At 53.9% G+C, this 18,536-nt stretch carries 12 protein-coding genes and 2 rRNA genes; 6 read left to right on the top strand and 8 right to left on the bottom strand.

Translation table 11 applies throughout. The features are described from left to right. Positions 1-66: 66 nt before the first annotated feature. The gene (metH, locus tag BTJ39_RS00070; protein WP_422385997.1) at positions 67-3,738 is read right to left on the bottom strand and encodes a methionine synthase; all 3,672 of its coding nucleotides are present in this window, start codon (positions 3,736-3,738) and stop codon (positions 67-69) included. Between the two features lie 209 nt (positions 3,739-3,947). Between metH and iclR the strand changes: the two genes are divergently transcribed. The 3 genes from iclR to BTJ39_RS00055 all read left to right on the top strand — a co-directional run bounded on the left by iclR (position 3,948) and on the right by BTJ39_RS00055 (position 6,933). Then, positions 3,948-4,769, top strand: a complete 822-nt coding sequence (gene iclR, locus BTJ39_RS00065) for a glyoxylate bypass operon transcriptional repressor IclR (protein WP_078000625.1) — start codon at positions 3,948-3,950, stop codon at positions 4,767-4,769. A gap of 190 nt (positions 4,770-4,959) precedes the next feature. Next, a complete protein-coding gene (locus BTJ39_RS00060) occupies positions 4,960-5,487 on the top strand; it encodes a cytosine permease (protein WP_078000624.1) in 528 nt (175 codons plus the stop codon). A 90-nt stretch (positions 5,488-5,577) separates the two neighbouring features. Then, on the top strand, positions 5,578-6,933 hold the full coding sequence (locus BTJ39_RS00055) for a hypothetical protein (RefSeq protein WP_078000623.1): 1,356 nt from the start codon (positions 5,578-5,580) through the stop codon (positions 6,931-6,933). Positions 6,934-7,326: 393 nt separating this feature from the next. On the opposite strand, the gene aceK is transcribed toward BTJ39_RS00055, so the two are convergent. From aceK to BTJ39_RS00030, 5 genes are all read right to left on the bottom strand, one after another. Further along, positions 7,327-9,060, bottom strand: a complete 1,734-nt coding sequence (gene aceK / locus BTJ39_RS00050; protein ID WP_078000622.1) for a bifunctional isocitrate dehydrogenase kinase/phosphatase — start codon at positions 9,058-9,060, stop codon at positions 7,327-7,329. 58 nt (positions 9,061-9,118) lie between these two features. Further along, positions 9,119-10,423 carry an isocitrate lyase gene (gene aceA, locus BTJ39_RS00045; RefSeq protein WP_078000621.1) on the bottom strand — a complete coding sequence of 435 codons (1,305 nt, stop codon included), beginning with the start codon at positions 10,421-10,423 and terminating at the stop codon, positions 9,119-9,121. A gap of 15 nt (positions 10,424-10,438) precedes the next feature. Further along, complete coding sequence (gene aceB / locus BTJ39_RS00040) at positions 10,439-12,040, bottom strand: malate synthase A (RefSeq protein ID WP_078000620.1); 1,602 nt, start codon at positions 12,038-12,040, stop codon at positions 10,439-10,441. A 273-nt stretch (positions 12,041-12,313) separates the two neighbouring features. Further along, the gene (metA, locus tag BTJ39_RS00035) at positions 12,314-13,243 is read right to left on the bottom strand and encodes a homoserine O-acetyltransferase MetA (RefSeq protein ID WP_078000619.1); all 930 of its coding nucleotides are present in this window, start codon (positions 13,241-13,243) and stop codon (positions 12,314-12,316) included. Positions 13,244-13,328: 85 nt separating this feature from the next. Then, the gene (locus tag BTJ39_RS00030; protein ID WP_078000618.1) at positions 13,329-14,204 is read right to left on the bottom strand and encodes a LysR family transcriptional regulator; all 876 of its coding nucleotides are present in this window, start codon (positions 14,202-14,204) and stop codon (positions 13,329-13,331) included. Positions 14,205-14,355: 151 nt separating this feature from the next. Here BTJ39_RS00030 and BTJ39_RS00025 point away from each other — a divergent pair, with 151 nt between their 5' ends. The 3 genes from BTJ39_RS00025 to BTJ39_RS00015 are packed head-to-tail and all read left to right on the top strand — an operon-like array spanning position 14,356 to position 18,000. Then, a complete protein-coding gene (locus BTJ39_RS00025) occupies positions 14,356-15,558 on the top strand; it encodes a M20 family metallopeptidase (protein ID WP_078000617.1) in 1,203 nt (400 codons plus the stop codon). Continuing rightward, positions 15,558-16,361, top strand: a complete 804-nt coding sequence (locus BTJ39_RS00020; protein WP_078000616.1) for a transporter substrate-binding domain-containing protein — start codon at positions 15,558-15,560, stop codon at positions 16,359-16,361. The genes BTJ39_RS00025 and BTJ39_RS00020 overlap by 1 nt, the downstream gene beginning before the upstream one ends. Beyond that, the gene (locus BTJ39_RS00015) at positions 16,348-18,000 is read left to right on the top strand and encodes a M28 family peptidase (protein ID WP_078000615.1); all 1,653 of its coding nucleotides are present in this window, start codon (positions 16,348-16,350) and stop codon (positions 17,998-18,000) included. Before BTJ39_RS00020 ends, BTJ39_RS00015 begins: the two co-directional genes overlap by 14 nt. 109 nt (positions 18,001-18,109) lie before the next feature. Here the strand turns inward: BTJ39_RS00015 and rrf are convergent. Beyond that, positions 18,110-18,225 (bottom strand): 5S ribosomal RNA (gene rrf, locus BTJ39_RS00010). A gap of 223 nt (positions 18,226-18,448) precedes the next feature. Further along, positions 18,449-18,536: ribosomal RNA gene (locus tag BTJ39_RS00005) — 23S ribosomal RNA — on the bottom strand; the annotation flags it as partial.

Genomic DNA, 18,536 nt, shown 5'->3' with positions numbered 1-18,536 from the left:
TTACTTTCACTGGAAACAGCTGCAGGAGATGCCCGCCCGGCGCTGAAATAAGCCACCTGTCGCATTTTAATCGGCATCGTAGCCCAGGTTAGGCGCCAGCCAGCGTTCCACCTCGCTTACGGTCATCTTTTTACGGGTGGCATAGTCTTCAATCTGATCGCGTTGCAGCTGCGCCACGGCAAAATAGCGGCTTTCCGGATGACTGAAATACCAGCCGGAAACTGAAGCGCCAGGCCACATTGCATAGGATTCGGTTAGCTGCATACCGGTGTGTTTTTCCGCATCCAGCAGCCTCCAGATAGCGCCTTTTTCGGTATGCTCCGGGCAGGCAGGATAGCCGGGAGCCGGACGAATACCCTGATAATTTTCCCGAATCAGCTCCTCGTTACTGAGGTTCTCATCGGCGGCGTAGCCCCAGATATCTCTGCGCACGCGCTCATGCAGGTATTCGGCAAAAGCCTCCGCCAGGCGGTCGGCAACGGCTTTCACCATGATTTTATTATAATCATCATGCTGACGATCATAGGCCTCGGCCAACGCATCCTCTTCCAGCCCGCCGGTCACCGCAAAGGCGCCGAGATAATCAGCTTTGCCGCTGGATTTCGGTGCAATGAAATCTGCCATACAGTAATTAGCAAAGCCCTTTTTCTCCGTCTGCTGACGTAAGTGATGACTCACTTCAATAACGTCACTGCGAGACTCATCGCGGTATATTTCAATGTCGTCACCCACGCGGTTTGCCGGGAATATACCCACTACGCCACGCGGATTAAGGCTTTTTTCCGCGCTCAGCTTATCCAGCATGGCATTCGCGTCGTGAAACAGGCGCAGGGCTTCTTCACCCACAACCTCATCTTCAAGAATGCGCGGATACTTGCCGGCCAGCGACCAGGTCATAAAGAATGGCGTCCAGTCGATGTAGTGCCGCAAAATATCGATGTTAGCACTTACTTCGCTCACGCCGATTGATTTTGCTGGCGGAGGAGTATAGCTATCCCAGTCAAAATCCAGGCAATTGTCACGCGCTGCCTGCAAGGTCACCGGCGGCGTGCGCGGCTTTTTGCGGGCGTGCTGAACGCGCACCGTTTCATACTCCTTACGGGTGCGCGCCACAAAGTCCTCTTTCTGAGTCGATGAGAGCAGCGCAGAAACAACGCCAACGGTACGTGAGGCGTTCTGCACGTATACCGTCGGCCCGCTGTAGTTCTGTTCGATTTTCACCGCCGTGTGCGCCTTAGAGGTGGTAGCGCCGCCAATCAGCAGCGGCAGGCTGAAGCCACGTCGCTCCATCTCTTTCGCCACGTTAACCATCTCATCCAGCGAAGGGGTAATCAGCCCGGAAAGCCCGATAATATCGACTTTTTCGTCAATCGCCGTTTGCAGAATTTTATCGCCGGGCACCATCACGCCGAGATCGATAATTTCGTAATTGTTACATTGCAACACCACGCCAACGATGTTCTTACCGATATCGTGAACATCGCCCTTGACCGTCGCCAGCACGATTTTACCGTTGCTACTGCCCTTCTCCTTGCTGGCCTCAATGTAAGGCTCCAGCCAGGCAACCGCCTGCTTCATTACGCGCGCTGACTTCACCACCTGCGGCAAAAACATTTTTCCTTCGCCAAACAGATCGCCCACCACGTTCATACCCGCCATCAGCGGCCCTTCGATAACTTCAATCGGGCGGCTGGCCTGCTGGCGGGCAGCTTCGGTATCCTGCTCGATAAATTCGGTAATACCTTTCACCAGCGAATATTCCAGTCGCTTTTCCACCGACCAACTGCGCCACTCCGCCAGCGCAGGGCTCGCCTGCTCGTCACCTTTCGCGCCGCGATATTTCTCCGCCAGCTCCAGCATGCGCTCGGTGGCGTCATCGCGGCGATTAAGGATCACATCCTCAACCGCGTCACGTAACTCGGCGGATAAATCGTCATAAATCGCCAGCTGACCGGCATTGACGATGCCCATATCCATACCGTTACGGATGGCGTAATAAAGGAAGACCGCATGGATTGCTTCGCGGACCGGATCGTTGCCGCGAAAGGAGAAGGAGACATTGGAAACCCCGCCGGAAATCATCGCATGGGGCAGTTCACGCTTGATATCCTCGCAGGCGCCGATAAAGTCCATCGCATAGTTATTATGCTCTTCAATGCCGGTCGCCACGGCAAAGATATTCGGATCGAAGATAATATCTTCTGGTGGAAAGCCGACCTCTTCGGTCAAAATGTTATAGGCGCGACGGCAAATCTCGATTTTGCGCTCGCGGGTGTCGGCCTGCCCGACCTCATCAAAGGCCATCACCACCACCGCAGCGCCATAGCGGCGGACCAGCCGGGCATGATGCAGGAAGATGTCCACGCCTTCTTTCATCGAGATGGAGTTAACAATACCTTTGCCCTGAATGCACTGCAGCCCTTTCTCGATGACTTCCCATTTTGACGAGTCGATCATTATCGGAACGCGCGCGATATCCGGTTCGCTGGCCACCAGATTCAGGAAACGCACCATTGCCGCTTCCGCATCCAGCATTCCTTCATCCATGTTGATGTCGATGATCTGCGCACCACTTTCTACCTGCTGACGCGCCACATCCAGCGCTTCGTTATATTTTTCTTCTTTAATCAGCCGTTTAAACTTTGCCGACCCGGTAACGTTGGTACGTTCGCCGATATTAACAAACAGCGAGTCCGCAGTAATATTAAGCGGCTCCAGTCCGGAAAGACGACAGGCCACCGGCACTTCCGGCAGCGCGCGCGGTGCGACGCCGGCGACAGCGTTCACCATCGCCGCGATATGCTCCGGCGTGGTACCGCAGCAGCCGCCGACGATATTGAGAAAGCCTGAGCGCGCCCACTCGCCAATCTGCTCTGCCATGATATCCGCATCCAGATCGTACTCGCCGAAAGCGTTCGGCAGGCCGGCGTTGGGATGGGCGGTAACGTAGCATTCGGCAATGCGCGACATTTCTGCCACGTACTGGCGCAGCTCGTCCGGGCCAAGCGCGCAGTTAAGGCCAAAGGAGAGCGGTTCGGCGTGGCGTAGCGCATTGTAAAATGCTTCGGTGGTCTGGCCGGAAAGCGTGCGGCCGGAAGCATCGGTAATGGTCCCGGAGATCATCAGCGGCAGCCGGATGCCCAGCTCATCGAATTCACTCTCTACGGCAAAAATCGCCGCTTTGGCGTTGAGGGTATCGAAAATAGTCTCAATCAGGATGATATCCGCGCCGCCTTCAATCAGCGCGCGGGTTGATTCACGATAGGCGCTAACCAGCTGATTAAAAGTAACATTACGAAACGCAGGATCGTTAACGTCTGGTGAAATAGAGCAGGTGCGGTTGGTCGGCCCCAGCACGCCGGCAACAAAGCGCGGGCGATCCGGCGTGCGCGCCGTCCACTCATCGGCACAGGCGCGCGCCAGCCTGGCCGCGGCAAAATTTATCTCCGCCGACAGCGACTCCATGTGATAGTCCGCCATGGCGATAGTGGTGGAGTTGAAGGTGTTGGTTTCGAGAATATCCGCCCCCGCTTCCAGATAAGCATTGTGGATCGCGCTAATAATATCCGGTCGGGTCAATACCAGCAGATCGTTGTTCCCCTTCAGGTCACTTTGCCAGTCGGCGAAGCGTTCGCCGCGGAAATCGTGCTCCTCCAGTTTATAGCTCTGGATCATGGTTCCCATGCCGCCATCCAGCACCATAATGCGCTTTGTCAACTGCTGCGTTAACGCCTGCATTTTGTCACTCACTGCCACGCCCCTTGCACTGCTTTCATCTAAAAGACTTCCAGCCGTCCATACTGTCATAACTTTATACGGCGGCAAAGAAAACAGTGCTGATAAAGGCATTAACTCCGGCATTCTCATCTGACCAGTTACGCATTGATTGCAATTCCCTCCCACTAAACGAAAATGATTTCCACGTAATGAAATTCAGGAGGTGTGTTATGGCATCACCCACTCCCGCCAAACGCGGCAAAAAACCACGCTCTGCGCAGCAGCCGACGGGTCAGGTTCAGTCCCTGACCCGTGGTTTGATGCTGCTGGAGTATATTGCTGAAGCCCAGAGCAGCATCGCGCTGACTGAACTGGCGCAGCAGGCCGGTCTGCCGAATTCGACCACACACCGCCTGCTGATGACTATGCAGCAGATGGGGTTTGTCCGACAGGTTGGCGACCTCGGCCTGTGGACCATCGGCGCCCACGCTTTTGTCATCGGCAGCAGCTTTTTACAAAGCCGCAATCTGCTGGCAATGGTGCATCCGATGCTGCGTAAGCTGATGGAGGACTCGGGCGAAACGGTCAATCTGGCGGTGCTGGATTTCAGCGATCATCAGGCAGTGATTATCGATCAGGTCCAGTGTACGCAGCTGATGCGCATGTCGGCGCCGATTGGCGGTAAATTGCCGATGCATGCCTCTGGCGCAGGTAAAGCTTTTCTGGCTAATCTGAGCGAAGAGAAGGTTTCCGCCCTGCTTCATAAGCGCGGGCTGCATCACTACACGCCGCGCACGCTGACCTCGCCGCAGAACCTGAAGGCCGACCTGGCGCAGGCACGCCGCAGCGGCTACGCTCTGGATGATGAAGAGCACGCCCTCGGTCTGCGCTGCGTGGCGGCTTGTATCTATGATGAACATAGCGAACCCTATGCGGCGATTTCCATTTCCGGGCCGGTTTCACGCATTACCGATGACCGCATTACCGAACTTGGCGCGCTGGTGATCAAGGCGGCGAAAGAAATTACGAAAGAATATGGCGGGACGCATTAATAAAGAAAAGCCGGTCAGAATGAAACAGTACCGGCATCAAGAAAACGCGCATTGCGCGCTAAAAATCTCGCAGGTAAAGCGCCGAAAGAGCCTTTATCTGCGAACCTTTAGGTTTAATCAGACTTTATAATCTACCCTCTTCATTCCCTGTGCTTCCGGCCTCATAAACGGCCTGGCGGTATTTCTGGCAATGAAGCTGAATACGCCCGATGTTGTCACCATTATGTCACAGGCCTCCGCAGGCGTTGGCCTGCTGGTCGTTGTCTTTTCTTCACTACGGGTTAACGACCTTAACCTCTATTCCTCCTCGCTTGGCGTGGCAAACTTTATCGAAATCGTCAGTGGTAAAAAATCGTCCTGGCTTATTCTGACGCTGATAATCGGCCTGTTCAGTACGCTGCTGTCGGTTTTTGGCATTCTCGATCGATTCGTCGATTTTTTGACGCTTTTAGGCATCTTTTTTCCGCCGGTTATTGGCGTTATGCTGACGGATTATTTTATTATTCGCAGTCATCGCGCCGTGCTGGAAAAATCGCGTCAGCAAGGCGAACTACCCGCCGATACGCCGCTAATTGGCCTCTGCGCTATTGCGGCATCTGTCGCTGGCGGCGTAGCCGGTTACATTATTACTCAGGGCGTGCCGGCGTTAACCTCGTTACTAACCGGCAGCCTGTTCTATGGCATATTGAAATGCACGACCAAATACCAGCGACTATAACCTGATGATTTTCCTGTTTAAAGTCATAAATTGAAAGAAGCGGCCATCGTTAACTTATAACTTATGATTTTGAGTGACAGGAATAAGTAAATGATTACGGCAATCCCCTCAAAGTCTGACGCTGCGGCGTCAGCAACGACCTTATCTACCGTATCACCGACTGAAGTCAATATTCAGAAAGTCAGAAACACGTCTGAAAGCCTCAGTAAATATGAGCAGGGTTCCAGCCAAAAACGTAGAGAAAAATTAGCAAAAGATAACTGGAGTGTTGAATACAACATCAATTTCCCCGAAAAAGTCCAATTAAAAAGAGAGGATTTAGTCTGTCAGGAAGGTCTGGCCGGCGGCAGCTTTCCGGCATTCAGATCAAATATATGCGGGAGGGATTTCAGGGTGAAGAAGATCATTGCCTCAGTAGATCCGATAGCCATTAACCAAACCCAAAAGTGCGCCAATACTGCGGCGGCGGCTAAAGAGTGCATGGCGTCTTACATATATAAGTTATTTTTCAGCCATTCGCCTGACACGCTTTTTACACCCGCAGAAAAAATTGATGATAAAGTCACTTCAGCGCGATTCGCTTCAGAAATAGTTAACTACCAGGATATGGGCGTTTTTATATGCGATAACGATAAAGCTTTTCTCACCGGAGAAGAAATCAAAAAGCAGCATAGTGTTATAAATTTTATCCAAAGCGATAAGACCTTGGATTTCTTAACATTACAAAGAAAAATCAAAGACGTAATACAAAAGCAAAACGACCTCGTCCTCTGCCCGACAAAAAACCTTAAATATCCCCATCCCTTTTTTCTTAATAAAGAGGATAAAGAGACCTACAAATCATTGGATGCAGACTATACCGGACTGATGAAAGCGATCTGTCCCCTGCTAAAAAAACGACTTCAGTCCGAAATAAAAATGAATTTGTTGGTCTCCGCAATTGTTGGAAACGTAGATCCCTGGAATTATGCGGCAGAAAATCTGGGGGTTGTTTTTGATACAGAAGATACGCCCCATATAATAACCATTGATAATGGCTCAACTCTCGGCCTGGTTCCACAAATGGCTATCGCTGCCCAACCGGAGAGTTTTTTAGCCATGCGTAAATTTACCGGATTTCAACACGATTTACCGGAAAATACCGACTCCTCTCATTTTATAAACTTCTACAGCAAAAACTTTAATACTGATATAAGCAAGGTTTTCCCGTTTGGCGCGATTATTCCTCTCATCAATGATGATTTCTCCGCAGAAGCAGCAACGTGCCAGCAGATTTATCAGCAACATTTAGCAACGGACTCTCTTTTTATCGAAAAATTGAGAACCATTTTCAGCGATCATATCCCCGACTTTGACCAGACAATAGCGACCGTCAGAGTACGAGGAGAGAAATTTATCAATGCGTACATTAAACAATTACCCTTGAATACCTCACCAACCCCGTGAATCAAAGCTGCAGAACCCGTTCAATCGCTTTCGTGGGCTGGCAAGGCGGCAAGAAAGGCCATCCCCGCGAGCATACACCCGTATGTGACCGGGGTGGCCTGACGCCGCCAACGCTGTCAGCGCGCGAAAGATGCAGAACCCGTTCAATCGCTTTCGTGCGCTGGCAAGGCGGCAAGGAAGGTCATCCCCGCGAGCATACACCCGTATGAGACCGGAGTAGCCTGACCCGGCGACTGCAATCAACCAGTGAATGATGCAGAACCCGTTCAATAGCTTTCGTGCGCTGACAAGGCGGCAAGGAAGGTCATCCCCGCGAGCATACACCAGTATGTGACCGGGGTGGCCTGACGCTGCCAACGCCGTCAGCGCGCGAAAGATGAAGAACGGGCGCCGTCAGCGTGCGTTAGATGAAGAACGGTTGCAAAACCGCTGACGGCGCCGGTAAGCAAAAACATCCTCAATATGCCCGTCACGCAGCCGCTGCTGGATATGCTGCCACCAGCCGGGGTCGAAAAGCTCCGGATGCTGGTTTTCTAAAAGACTTCCCAGCCGCTTATCCGCACAGAGGTAGTGGCGAAACGTTTCCGGGAACACATCTTCCGGCGCCACGCTGTACCAGGGTTCGGCACTGAGCTCATCTTCCGGGTAGCGAGCGGCGGGAACCTGGCGAAAATGCAGCTCAGTCATGGTGCTGATTTCGTCATAATCGTAGAACACCACCCGACCATGGCGGGTGACGCCGAAGTTTTTAAATAGCATATCTCCGGGGAAAATATCGGCGGCGGCCAGTTGCTTAATCGCGTTGCCGTACTCTTCAATGGCATCGTGGCGCTGCTGGTCGTTGGCCTGTTCCAGCCACAGGTTCAGCGGAATCATTTTACGTTCAATATACAGATGGCGGATGATAAGCCAGCGGCCGCTAACGCTTAGCTTGTCGGCAATATCCCGCTGCATCGCGGCCATCAGTTGTGGGCTGATTCGCTCGCGCTCCAGAGCGAAAAATTCAAACTCCTGGGTATCGGCCATCCGTCCGACGCGATCGTGCTCTTTGACCCGCATATAGCATTGGCGCACCTGCGCCTCGGTGACCTCTTTTTGCGGGGCGAAGCGGTCTTTGATCACCTTAAATACCCGGTCGAATCCTGGCAAGGTAAATACCAGCATCACCATACCCGGCACGCCGGGTGCGAGGATAAAAGCGTCGTCGCTGGCGGTCAGATGGCGCAAGTATTCGCGATAGCTTTCGGTTTTACCGTGTTTCTGGCAGCCAATCGCCATATAGAGTTCAGCGGTGGTTTTACCCGGCAGGATATCGCGCAGCCAGTCTACCAGCGCTGCGGGTTCGGGGGCGTATACCATGAAATAGGCACGGGCAAAGCCGAATACGATACTGGCCTCACGGCGACGCGTCAGGCAGGTATCAATAAACAGCTCTCCCTGGTCGGTACGATGGATCGGCAATAAGAAAACGAAGCTGCCAGAGGCAAGGTGCAGCTTCGCGACCAGCCAGGCGGCCTTGTTGCGGTAAAACAGTTCGTTGAACACTTCAAGTTCCGCCTGCTGAAGCTCACTGGCGGGAAAGTTTTCCCGCAGATGGGCATTCACGCTGGCAATATCCCGGGTCTTATTTTGCCAGGGCAGGCGCAGCGGTAAATCATCCAGCATACGGCTTAACATGGCGGGCAGGTCGTCTCGCACCTGCCAGCATTTGCTCAATGGTCTCGACTGGCTGTGAAAACGCTGCTCCGGCTGAGAGCTAAAAATAAACAGGCGATCGTCGGTCATAGCCTGATGGCCAAACAGGCGGCAGTACACCGAATTGTAAAAGCTTTCGGCAATTTCAAAGCGCGGATAATCAGGCAGCAGGTCGGTGTAAATGCGCTTTACCCGCTGCATAACGACCTGATCTAATTCGTGCTGTCGGGCGATGCAGCGTAGCTGTGCCGTAACCAACCCAACGTGATGGTCATACAAATGAATACGGGCTTTCATCGCCTGCTGGATGCCCTGCCAGTCTGCCTGCTCAAAGCGCTGCTGAGCGCCTGCGGTTATTTCCAGAAAGCGTCCATACTGAGCATCAAACCCTTGCAGGATAGTTTGGGCGATAAGGAGATCAAAAGGTGGCATCCGGAATCCTCATCACGCGGTAAAATAGCCTCCCACGCGGGCGGGGAGGCACGGCGACTCAGAACTGCTGCTCTTCTGTTGAACCGGTTAATGCAGTGACCGACGAGCGTCCTCCCTGAATGATGTTGGTAACGCGGTCAAAATAGCCGGTGCCGACTTCCTGCTGATGGGAGGAGAAAGTGTATCCCTGTGAGATCGCCGAGAACTCCGGCTGCTGGACCTTCTCGACGTAGTGCTTCATGCCTTCGCCCTGGGCGTAGGCGTGGGCCAGGTCGAACATGTTGAACCACATACTGTGGATACCGGCCAGCGTAATGAACTGGAAAACATAGCCCATGTCCGCCAGGCTCTGCTGAAAACTGGCGATAGCGGCATCGTCCAGGTTTTTCTTCCAGTTAAAAGAAGGCGAGCAGTTATAGGCCAGCAGCTTGCCAGGATAGCGCGCGTGGATAGCGTCAGCGAAGCGCTTCGCCTGAGCTAAGTCGGGTTTAGAGGTTTCGCACCACAGCACGTCGGCATAGGGAGCGTAGGCCAGTCCGCGGCTGATCGCCTGCTCAATGCCTGCGTGCGTACGGAAGAATCCTTCCGCGGTGCGCTCTCCGGTCAGAAACTCTTCATCCCACGGGTCGCAATCTGAAGTCAGCAGATCGGCGGCATCGGCATCGGTACGAGCAATCAGCACCGTCGGCACCGCCATCACATCCGCCGCCAGCCGGGCAGATACCAGCTTCTGAATGGCTTCCTGAGTCGGCACCAGAACCTTGCCCCCCATATGGCCGCATTTTTTAACGGCGGCCAGCTGATCCTCAAAATGCACCGCCGACGCACCGGCGCGGATCATCCCCTTCATCAGTTCGAAGGCGTTCAGCACGCCGCCGAAGCCGGCTTCAGCATCCGCAACGATCGGCAGAAAGTAATCAACGTAGCGCGGATCGCCCGGCTCTATCTGATTTGCCCACTGGATCTGATCGGCGCGCTGAAAGCTGTTGTTGATCCTCGCCACCACGTCCGGTACGGAGTTTGCCGGATAAAGTGACTGATCCGGATACATGCTGCCCGCCAGATTAGCATCAGCCGCGACCTGCCAGCCGGAAAGATAAATCGCTTCAATGCCCGCTTTTGCCTGTTGTAAAGCCTGACCACCCGTTAACGCGCCCAGGCTATTGATATAGCCCTTACTGGCGCCGCCGTTGAGCAGTCGCCAGAGCCGGTTCGCCCCCTGTTCTGCCAAAGTACAGGCCGGATTTAACGAGCCGCGCAGCGAGATAACCTGTTCAGCGCTGTAAGGGCGGGTGATCCCCTGCCAGCGTGCCTGCTGCCACTCATTGTTAAGCTGTGCGATTTGTTGAGTACGTGGAGTCATGGACGTTCTCCTTTATCAGGCAAGTAAGCGATAGCCAGGAAGGGTTAAGAAACTTACCAGATCTGGCGCAGTGGTAATGGTTTCCATCAAACGTGATGCTTCTTCAAAACGTCCCTGACTGAAGCGACATTCGCCAAGCTCCTGCTGTAACACCTGCAGCTCTTCTGCCAGCATCTGGCGGAAAAGATCGCTGGTTACCGTTTTGCCGTTAGATAACGTCTTACGGTGATGGATCCACTGCCAGATTGAAGTCCGCGAGATCTCCGCCGTAGCGGCGTCCTCCATCAGGCCATAGATCGGCACGCAGCCGTTACCGTTGAGCCAGGCCTCAATGTACTGCAAGGCGACGCGGATATTCGCGCGCATCCCTTCTTCCGTGCGCTCTCCTTCACAAGGCTCCAGCAGCATCGAAGCGGTGATTGTGGCATCGTCCGCACGGCTGATATCCAGCTGGTTTTGCCTGTCGCCAAGCGCGCGATCGAATACCGCCATGGCGGTTTGCGCCAGCCCCGGGTGAGCGACCCAGGTACCATCATGACCGTTATCCGCCTCGCGCTGTTTATCAGCGGTAACACGCTCCAGCACCACGCGGTTATGTTCAGAATCTTTGCTGGGGATCAGCGCCGACATGCCGCCCATCGCAAAAGCGCCGCGCCGGTGACAGGTGCGGATCAGCAAGCGCGAATAGGCATCCAGAAAGCCTTTATCCATAGTCACCGACTGGCGATCGGGCAGTATGCGATCGGGATGATTTTTCAGTGTTTTGATATAGCTGAAGATATAATCCCAGCGACCGCAGTTAAGGCCGACAATGTGATCGCGTAGATTCCACAGGATCTCATCCATCTGAAAGACGGCAGGCAGCGTTTCGATCAGCAACGTGGCTTTGATCGTCCCGCGCAGCAACGCAAAGCGATCTTCGGCATAGCTGAATACTTTGCTCCACCAGGCCGCCTCCTGCCATGACTCGGTTTTTGGCAGATAGAAGTAAGGGCCGCTGCCTTTTTCCAGCAGGCGGTCAACGTTGTGGAAAAAGTAGAGGGCAAAATCGAACAGGCTGCCAGGCACCGGCTTATCACGCCACAGTACGTGTTTTTCCGGCAGGTGAAGCCCGCGCACACGGCAGATCAACACCGCCGGATCGGGTTTAAGCTGGTAGATCTTACCGCCATCGCTGGTATAGCTGATGGTGCCGTTAACCGCATCACGCAGGTTAATCTGGCCTTCAATGACTTTCTGCCAGCTGGGCGCCAGCGAATCCTCAAAGTCCGCCATAAATACGTCAACATCCGCATTCAGGGCATTGATAATCATCTTGCGTTCCACCGGGCCGGTAATCTCTACCCGACGCTTTTGTAGATCGTCAGGGATACCGCGGATGCGCCAGTTTTCCATCCTTATGGAAGCGGTTTCCTTACTGAAACTTGGTAGCTCGCCGGCATCAATTCGCCGTTGAGTTTGCTGGCGCGAGGCCAGCAACGCCTCGCGTTCGGGAGCAAAACGCTCGACCAGTTCACGTAAAAACTGGACGGCGTTATCGGTAAGAATTTGCCGCTCGTCACGCCCTGCGGCCTGCAGAAATACCAGTTCATCGTTGCTGATTGCTTGTTGCGTCATCTCCCGCTCCTCTGCCAGTCAGGAAGAAAAAGTGCTGATTCGTCTCAGGATCAGATGCAGCGGGCATCTGGCCTTCGGGATCTCAAGCATAACGATCAAAATATTAAAATCAAAAACTATTTCCATTTTTATTTTATAAACACAATATCTTAATGATAAATATGAATTTATTTTTTCTACTAGCATCAATAACAAGTTTCTATAAACATAGACTCAGGATCTTTAAACATAAAAAAACCCGGCCGGGGCCGGGTCAGATAAGCAGGTCGCCGTTTACTCCAGCGTGGGATTCATGCGGCGCAGATCATAAGGCGTGATTTGGTAGACGTAATAGTTCAGCCAGTTTGAGAACAGCAAATTACCATGGCTTCGCCAGCTGGCGCGGGGGGGAAGCTGCGGATTGTTCTGCGGAAAATAATTATGTGGAATCTGCGGATTGAGGCCGGCCTCGCAGTCGCGATAGAATTCGCCGGAAAGCGTCAGCGCATCGTATTCCGGATGACCGGTAACAAATGCCATGCGCTTATCTTTCGTCCCCATCAGATAGCTTCCTACCTGCTCCGCTTCGGCAAAGATCTCCAGGTCAGTATAATCGCGGATTAACTGAGTGGGAAAATCAGCATAGCGGGAATGCGGAGCAAGGAAAGTATCATCAAAGCCGCGCGTCAGCAGCGCATGCGGGTGGAGAATCTGATGCTCGAAAACTCCGGCAAGCTTGTCCTGGCGAGTTTGTTTGGGAATGCCATAAAGAATATTTAGCGCCGCCTGTACCGCCCAACAGACAAACAGCGTTGAGGTGACGTGCTGTTTCGCCCAGTTTATTACCCTGGCAATCTGCGGCCAGTAGGCAACATCGCTAAAATCAACCAGCCCAAGCGGCGCGCCGGTAACGATCAGGCCATCATAATTCTCTTCCTGAATGTCTTCAAAGTTACAGTAAAAGGTATTCAGATGCTCAACGGGCGTATTACGCGTTTCACGATTATCAATCCGCAGCAGCTGAATATCGAGCTGCAGCGGCGAGTTTGATAGCAGGCGTAGAAACTGGTTTTCCGTTTCAATTTTTTTGGGCATCAGGTTGAGCAAGAGCACCTTTAGCGGACGAATTTCCTGCATCCTCGCGCGTGAGGAGGTCATGACGAAGACATTCTCATTACGCAAAAAGTTTACTGCGGGTAATTCATCAGGGACTCTTATCGGCATCTCAGGGTGACCTCACTACAACCGTTTATACGTTTAGACATCCAGACAGCCAAAGATACCCACTTCGTTATTCATTGTCGAGGGTTCATTCGCTGGTTGAAAATGTTTCACCTGACAAAGACTGCGAGGTAAACAGGTCAATAAATGGCAGGGTGAGCGCGTTACCGCCGTGATGCCATAGCAGCCAGGTGCGGCTTTTGATGGTCTCGCCGCCCACGCGAACCGGGGTTCTGACCAGCTGCGCTGGCAGCGATTGATAGCTGGAAACAATCGCATACCCCAGCCCGCGCGCCACCATTGCCAGACAAACTTCCAGCTTATCCACGCTCATAGCAATACGTGGCGGCAGGGTGTAATTAACGTTCCACCACCGATCGATAAGCTGAGTCACGTGACCACCGTGGTTGAGGCGAATTTGCGGCAGCCACGGCAGCAAATTAAGATCTACCGGCTGATGGCTTATCAGGTAATAATCATCCTCTTCAATCAGCGCACTTCCCTCTTTCCAGCTGTAGCTGTCTTTAACCACTGCAATATGCACCTCATCGCGCTGTAGCTTAAGGAACATCTCTTCACTTAATCCGCTTACCAGATTCAGGCTTATACCCGGGTTTTGTGCGTTAAAACGCAGCAGCAGATCAGGCAGGCGATAGGCAGCATAATTACTGGAAACCCCTAACCGTAATTCGCCCTGCTGCGGCCCGCTCAGACGCTGGAGCGTTTCCCGTAGCTGACGGGCATCATTCAGAACCTTTTCCGCCTGCTGCGCCAGGTAGCGCCCCTGGGCGCTGAAAATGAGTGGTCGCCCTCCCTCTTCAAACAAGCGTACGCCCAGCTTGCGCTCAATTTGTTTTAGCCGATAGCTAAGCGCGGGCTGTGAGGTAAACAGCTGCTCCGCCGCCCGGGTAATATTCTGGTACTGCCAGACGGCGCGAATAATCAGCCAGTCTTTTTCATTCATAACAACGCCCTCCGCTTCTTCATAAAATCTTTTTTGCGCTGCATGGGTAGGTCATAAAAAAGCTTAATTTAACATTGATTAAGAAAAAGCCTATACCTGTATAAATATATTTATTAACAGATAGTTATTTGCACTACAACGGGGAGTATCCATGGCCGTTCGCACCATCAACGAGCAGAAGCAAAAAATCATTTATGCCACCGAAGATCTCAGCGCCGAAATGCGCACTCTGGCATTGCAGATTCACGCCGCGCCGGAGCTGAGCTTTGCGGAGCATCACTCTGCCGCCGCATTGATTGCTCCGCTGGAAGCCGCTGGTTTTAGCATTGAAAGATCGGTAGCCGGACTGGATACAGCTTTTCGCGCGCGCTGGCAGCAGGGAAGCGGCGGCCCGACTATCGCATTCTTAGCCGAGTATGATGCGCTGGCTGAACTGGGACACGCTTGTGGGCATAATCTTATCGGCACCGCGTCAGTGGCCGCCGCGCTCGCGCTAAAGCAGGCCGGGACGGATTTTAACGGCACCATTGAGGTGATAGGCACGCCGGCGGAAGAAGAAGGCGGCGGTAAAATAATTATGGCCGAACAGGGCGTTTTCACCGGGGTTGATGCGGTGATGATGTTTCATCCGCGAGAGCGAAATATGGTGACCCGCGGCGCACTGGCTTGCGTCGATTTGCTGTTTAAATTTTACGGTAAGGCCGCACACGCAGCGTCCGCCCCACATCTGGGTATCAGCGCGCTGGATGCCGTCATCCAGACGTTTATCGGCGTCAACGCACTGCGTCAGTTCTTTACTGACGATGTTCGGGTGCATGGCATCATCACCAACGGCGGCCAGGCAACCAATATCGTCCCGGCCTACGCCGAAGCGAAGTTTCTATTACGCTCAGCGACGGTAAACGGGTTGCAGGAGGTTCGCCGCAAGGTACTGGCGGCGACGCAGGCGGCGGCCGATATGAGCGGCGCCCGGCTGGAAATAGAGGAAGGCCTGACCTACGCTGAGCGCAACAATAACCTGGCGCTGGCGGATATCTTTGCTCAGAACCTGCTTCTGCTGGGTGAAGAAGTAGAGGCCCCACCGGAGAAAGGCGGCGTCGGTTCATCCGATATTGGCAATGTCAGCCAGATTACCGCAGCGATTCATCCCTATTTGCGCATCGGCGATGTTTATCCGCATACCCCGGAGTTCGCCGCCGCTGCCGGGTCGGAAAATGGCCTTAATACCATGCTGATTGCCGCGAAAGCGTTGGCAATGAGCGCCTTTGATCTCTGCCACGATGCCAGCGCGCTTGAGGCTGTACGGCAGGAATTTACCCGGTGGAAATCCCACGCTAAATCTGGAGATGCCTGATGTTGAAACTTTCCCGCCTATTATTTGCCTCCCTGCTGATGGCAGGAAGCGCCCAGGCACTGGCCGAAGATACGCTGCGCGTAGCCGCCGATCTCTCCTATCCACCTTTTCAGCTACGCGATAGCAGCGGTCAGCCTGGCGGCTTTGAAATTGATATCACCAAGGCCGTTTGTAAGGCGATTAACGCAAAATGTGAATTTATCGTCAGCAGCTTCGACGCCGAGGTCCCTTCATTGCTGGCGCGCAAAGTTGACTTTATCTCTCCGCTGGGTGTCACCGATAAGCGCCGGAAATCTATCGATTTCTCCGACTTCATTTATCACATTCCAACCAAGCTGGTAGCACGCAAAGGAAGTGGATTGTTGCCAACGGTGGAATCGCTGCGTGGTAAGCAAATTGCCGTGCAGCAGGGCTCTATACAGGAAATGTACGCCAATCAGTACTGGTCGCCGAAAGGCATTAACGTGATGCATTACGCTGATGCCGATGCCATTTACCAGGACCTCGCAGCCGGGCGTCTCGATGGTGCACTCAGCCCGGGCGTTGCCGTTACCTTCGGCTTTCTTAGTAAGCCTGAGGGCAAAGATTTTGCGCTGGTCGGCCCGGAAGTGCACGATGATAAATTGTTCAGTATCGGCTCGGCTTACGGTGTCCGTAAAGGTGATACGGCATTACAGAAGCGCCTGAACGATGGCCTGGCAAAAATTATAGCCGATGGAACCTGGCAAAAAATCAAGGAGCATTACTTTGGCGATCTGGAAATGAAAGTTGCAACGCAGGAGCCTGCAAATGCAGCACACTGAGTTACGCAACCAGATGCAGAGGATGCTGACGCACTATCAGCATCTTCACCGCCTTTCCGGCTCCCGGGATGCGGAACAGGCTGCCGACTGGCTGATTGAACAATTACAGCAGGCCGGACTGCAACCACAACGCTTAACCTGTGAGCTTTTTTTAAGCGATCCAGGGCGCGCATCACTGGGGCTGAGTGACTTTCCTGAATGGCAGCCGACGGTCAAAACTCGCTCTTTTGCCGGAAATTGCCCGCAGGGCATTCTGGCGCCGCTGTATCATGATACCCGATCGCTGCAACGCCTGAGTGAAAACGAGCGCTTTCTCTGGCGGGAAAGCGTGCGTGGACGTATTGTCATCGCAGATCAGGCTTTTGAAGATTACGTCCAGCAGTTGGATGCTGCTGGCGCAGCTGGCCTGATACATATCTGGGGATCGGCAGAATTATCCCTGCATGAGGAGACAGTAGGCCCGATTTGGGGCTCGCCGCTGCCCGACGATCTCATTCGCTATCCCCGATTACCCGTGGTATCGGTTAATCAGGCCGACGGGCAAAAACTGCTGAAGTACTATCAGCAGCAGCCTGAACTGCAGGCCCATCTCAGCACCCAGCTGCACAACCACGTTGCGCCTTGCTCACTGCCGGTGGTCGATATTCCGGGTAGCGAGGATGAGTTTGTGTTGTTATCTTCACATTATGACTCCTGGCATGAAGGCGTCACGGATAACGCAACCGGCAATGCGCTTTGTCTGGCTATTGCTCTGTGGGCAGCATCACAACAGGGAGTACTCCGCCGCGGGCTGCGCATTGCATGGTGGCCAGGACATTCTAACGCTCGCTATGGCGGATCAACCTGGTATGCCGACCGTTACCGGGAAGAGCTGCAGCAGCACTGCGTGGCGCATATCAACGTTGACTCTCCCGGCTGTCGCGATGCGATTCAGATCCTGGTCAATGCCAGCGGCGCCGAGTCGGTCGACTTTCTTAATCAGGCGGTACAGGAAATTAGTGGATCGCCGATCAGCCGCGTCATTCCTCCCGGTAAGGGAGCGGACCAATCCTTCTGGGGATGCGGTATTCCCCTGCATTTTGCCTTTCGTGAACAGCCTGAAATGAAAACCTCGCAATCTCCGGGCAGCGGTGGCGGCTGGTGGTGGCATACCGAGGAGGATACGCTTGATAAAGTAGATGCTGAGATCCTCTGGCGCGATACGCGTATTCATATGGGCTGGCTATCGCGCTTGCTGCAAGATGAGCGCCTGCCGTTAGCGCCGCAGGCTTATCTGGCTCAGTTACAGAATGAGCTGAGTCAGCTGCAGGACGATCTCGATAGCGAATTTGATTTAACGGCGATAGCCGCGAAGTTAACCCGGACTCAGCAGCGCATTGAGCAGGGCGACGTGGAGGAAAAAGCGCTGCGAACTGCAACCGGACTCTGGCACCGTGCCCGCTATAGCGCCTGCGATGATTTTCACTACGATCTCAGCTGGCACGGCGGCGCATTTCCCGGATTACGGCAGCTGGCAGGTCACCGGCGGGCTACCACCTCCCGGGTTTTCTTTCTGGCGCTGACGACCCGGTTTTATCGCCAGCGTGACAGAACGCTTTCGCTGCTCAACGCCGCGCTGCGGGCGCTGGACGCCGGCTGAGGCTCCGGCGGGACGCCGGTTTAAAGCCGGCGCAGCCGGCGCCGGGGAGGCTCCGCCGCAGACGCAAAAAAGCCCCGCGCTTTCGCACGGGGCTTCTTCTTTATATGATGCCTGGCAGTTCCCTACTCTCGCATGGGGAGACCCCACACTACCATCGGCGCTACGGCGTTTCACTTCTGAGTTCGGCATGGGGTCAGGTGGGACCACCGCGCTAGTGCCGCCAGGCAAATTCTTTGTGCTCCGTCCGGTCCCTTTTGCACTGCGGCTGCGTTGGCTGCATGCGCGTCGCTCAGTCACATACCGCTGTATGCTCCTTCTCACGTGCCGCCTTGCCTCAGCACAAAAGCTCTCCGGACTCCGGCCCGCAGGATTCCTCCCGCCGGCCGCACTTATCCGTTAACAAGCTGAAATTCTCTCATCCGCTTTCGCAGAACGCCTCTGGCGTTGTAAGGTTAAGCCTCACGGGTCATTAGTACCGGTCAGCTCAACGCATCGCTGCGCTTACACATCCGGCCTATCAACGTCGTCGTCTTCAA

This window comes from Izhakiella australiensis, from assembly GCF_002006995.1.
Classification (GTDB): domain Bacteria; phylum Pseudomonadota; class Gammaproteobacteria; order Enterobacterales; family Enterobacteriaceae; genus Izhakiella; species Izhakiella australiensis.
Note: the sequence above shows the minus strand (reverse complement) of the source record. Positions and strands in the feature narration are given on the sequence as shown.

Coding starts and splice junctions, on each gene's coding strand:
- aceB (WP_078000620.1), bottom strand. CDS start 12,040: ATGACGCAACAAGCAATCAGCAACGATGAACTGGTATTTCTGCAGGCC.
- BTJ39_RS00055 (WP_078000623.1), top strand. CDS start 5,578: ATGATTACGGCAATCCCCTCAAAGTCTGACGCTGCGGCGTCAGCAACG.
- BTJ39_RS00015 (WP_078000615.1), top strand. CDS start 16,348: ATGCAGCACACTGAGTTACGCAACCAGATGCAGAGGATGCTGACGCAC.
- BTJ39_RS00020 (WP_078000616.1), top strand. CDS start 15,558: ATGTTGAAACTTTCCCGCCTATTATTTGCCTCCCTGCTGATGGCAGGA.
- aceK (WP_078000622.1), bottom strand. CDS start 9,060: ATGCCACCTTTTGATCTCCTTATCGCCCAAACTATCCTGCAAGGGTTT.
- BTJ39_RS00060 (WP_078000624.1), top strand. CDS start 4,960: ATGAAGCTGAATACGCCCGATGTTGTCACCATTATGTCACAGGCCTCC.
- metA (WP_078000619.1), bottom strand. CDS start 13,243: ATGCCGATAAGAGTCCCTGATGAATTACCCGCAGTAAACTTTTTGCGT.
- aceA (WP_078000621.1), bottom strand. CDS start 10,423: ATGACTCCACGTACTCAACAAATCGCACAGCTTAACAATGAGTGGCAG.
- BTJ39_RS00030 (WP_078000618.1), bottom strand. CDS start 14,204: ATGAATGAAAAAGACTGGCTGATTATTCGCGCCGTCTGGCAGTACCAG.
- metH (WP_422385997.1), bottom strand. CDS start 3,738: ATGCAGGCGTTAACGCAGCAGTTGACAAAGCGCATTATGGTGCTGGAT.
- iclR (WP_078000625.1), top strand. CDS start 3,948: ATGGCATCACCCACTCCCGCCAAACGCGGCAAAAAACCACGCTCTGCG.
- BTJ39_RS00025 (WP_078000617.1), top strand. CDS start 14,356: ATGGCCGTTCGCACCATCAACGAGCAGAAGCAAAAAATCATTTATGCC.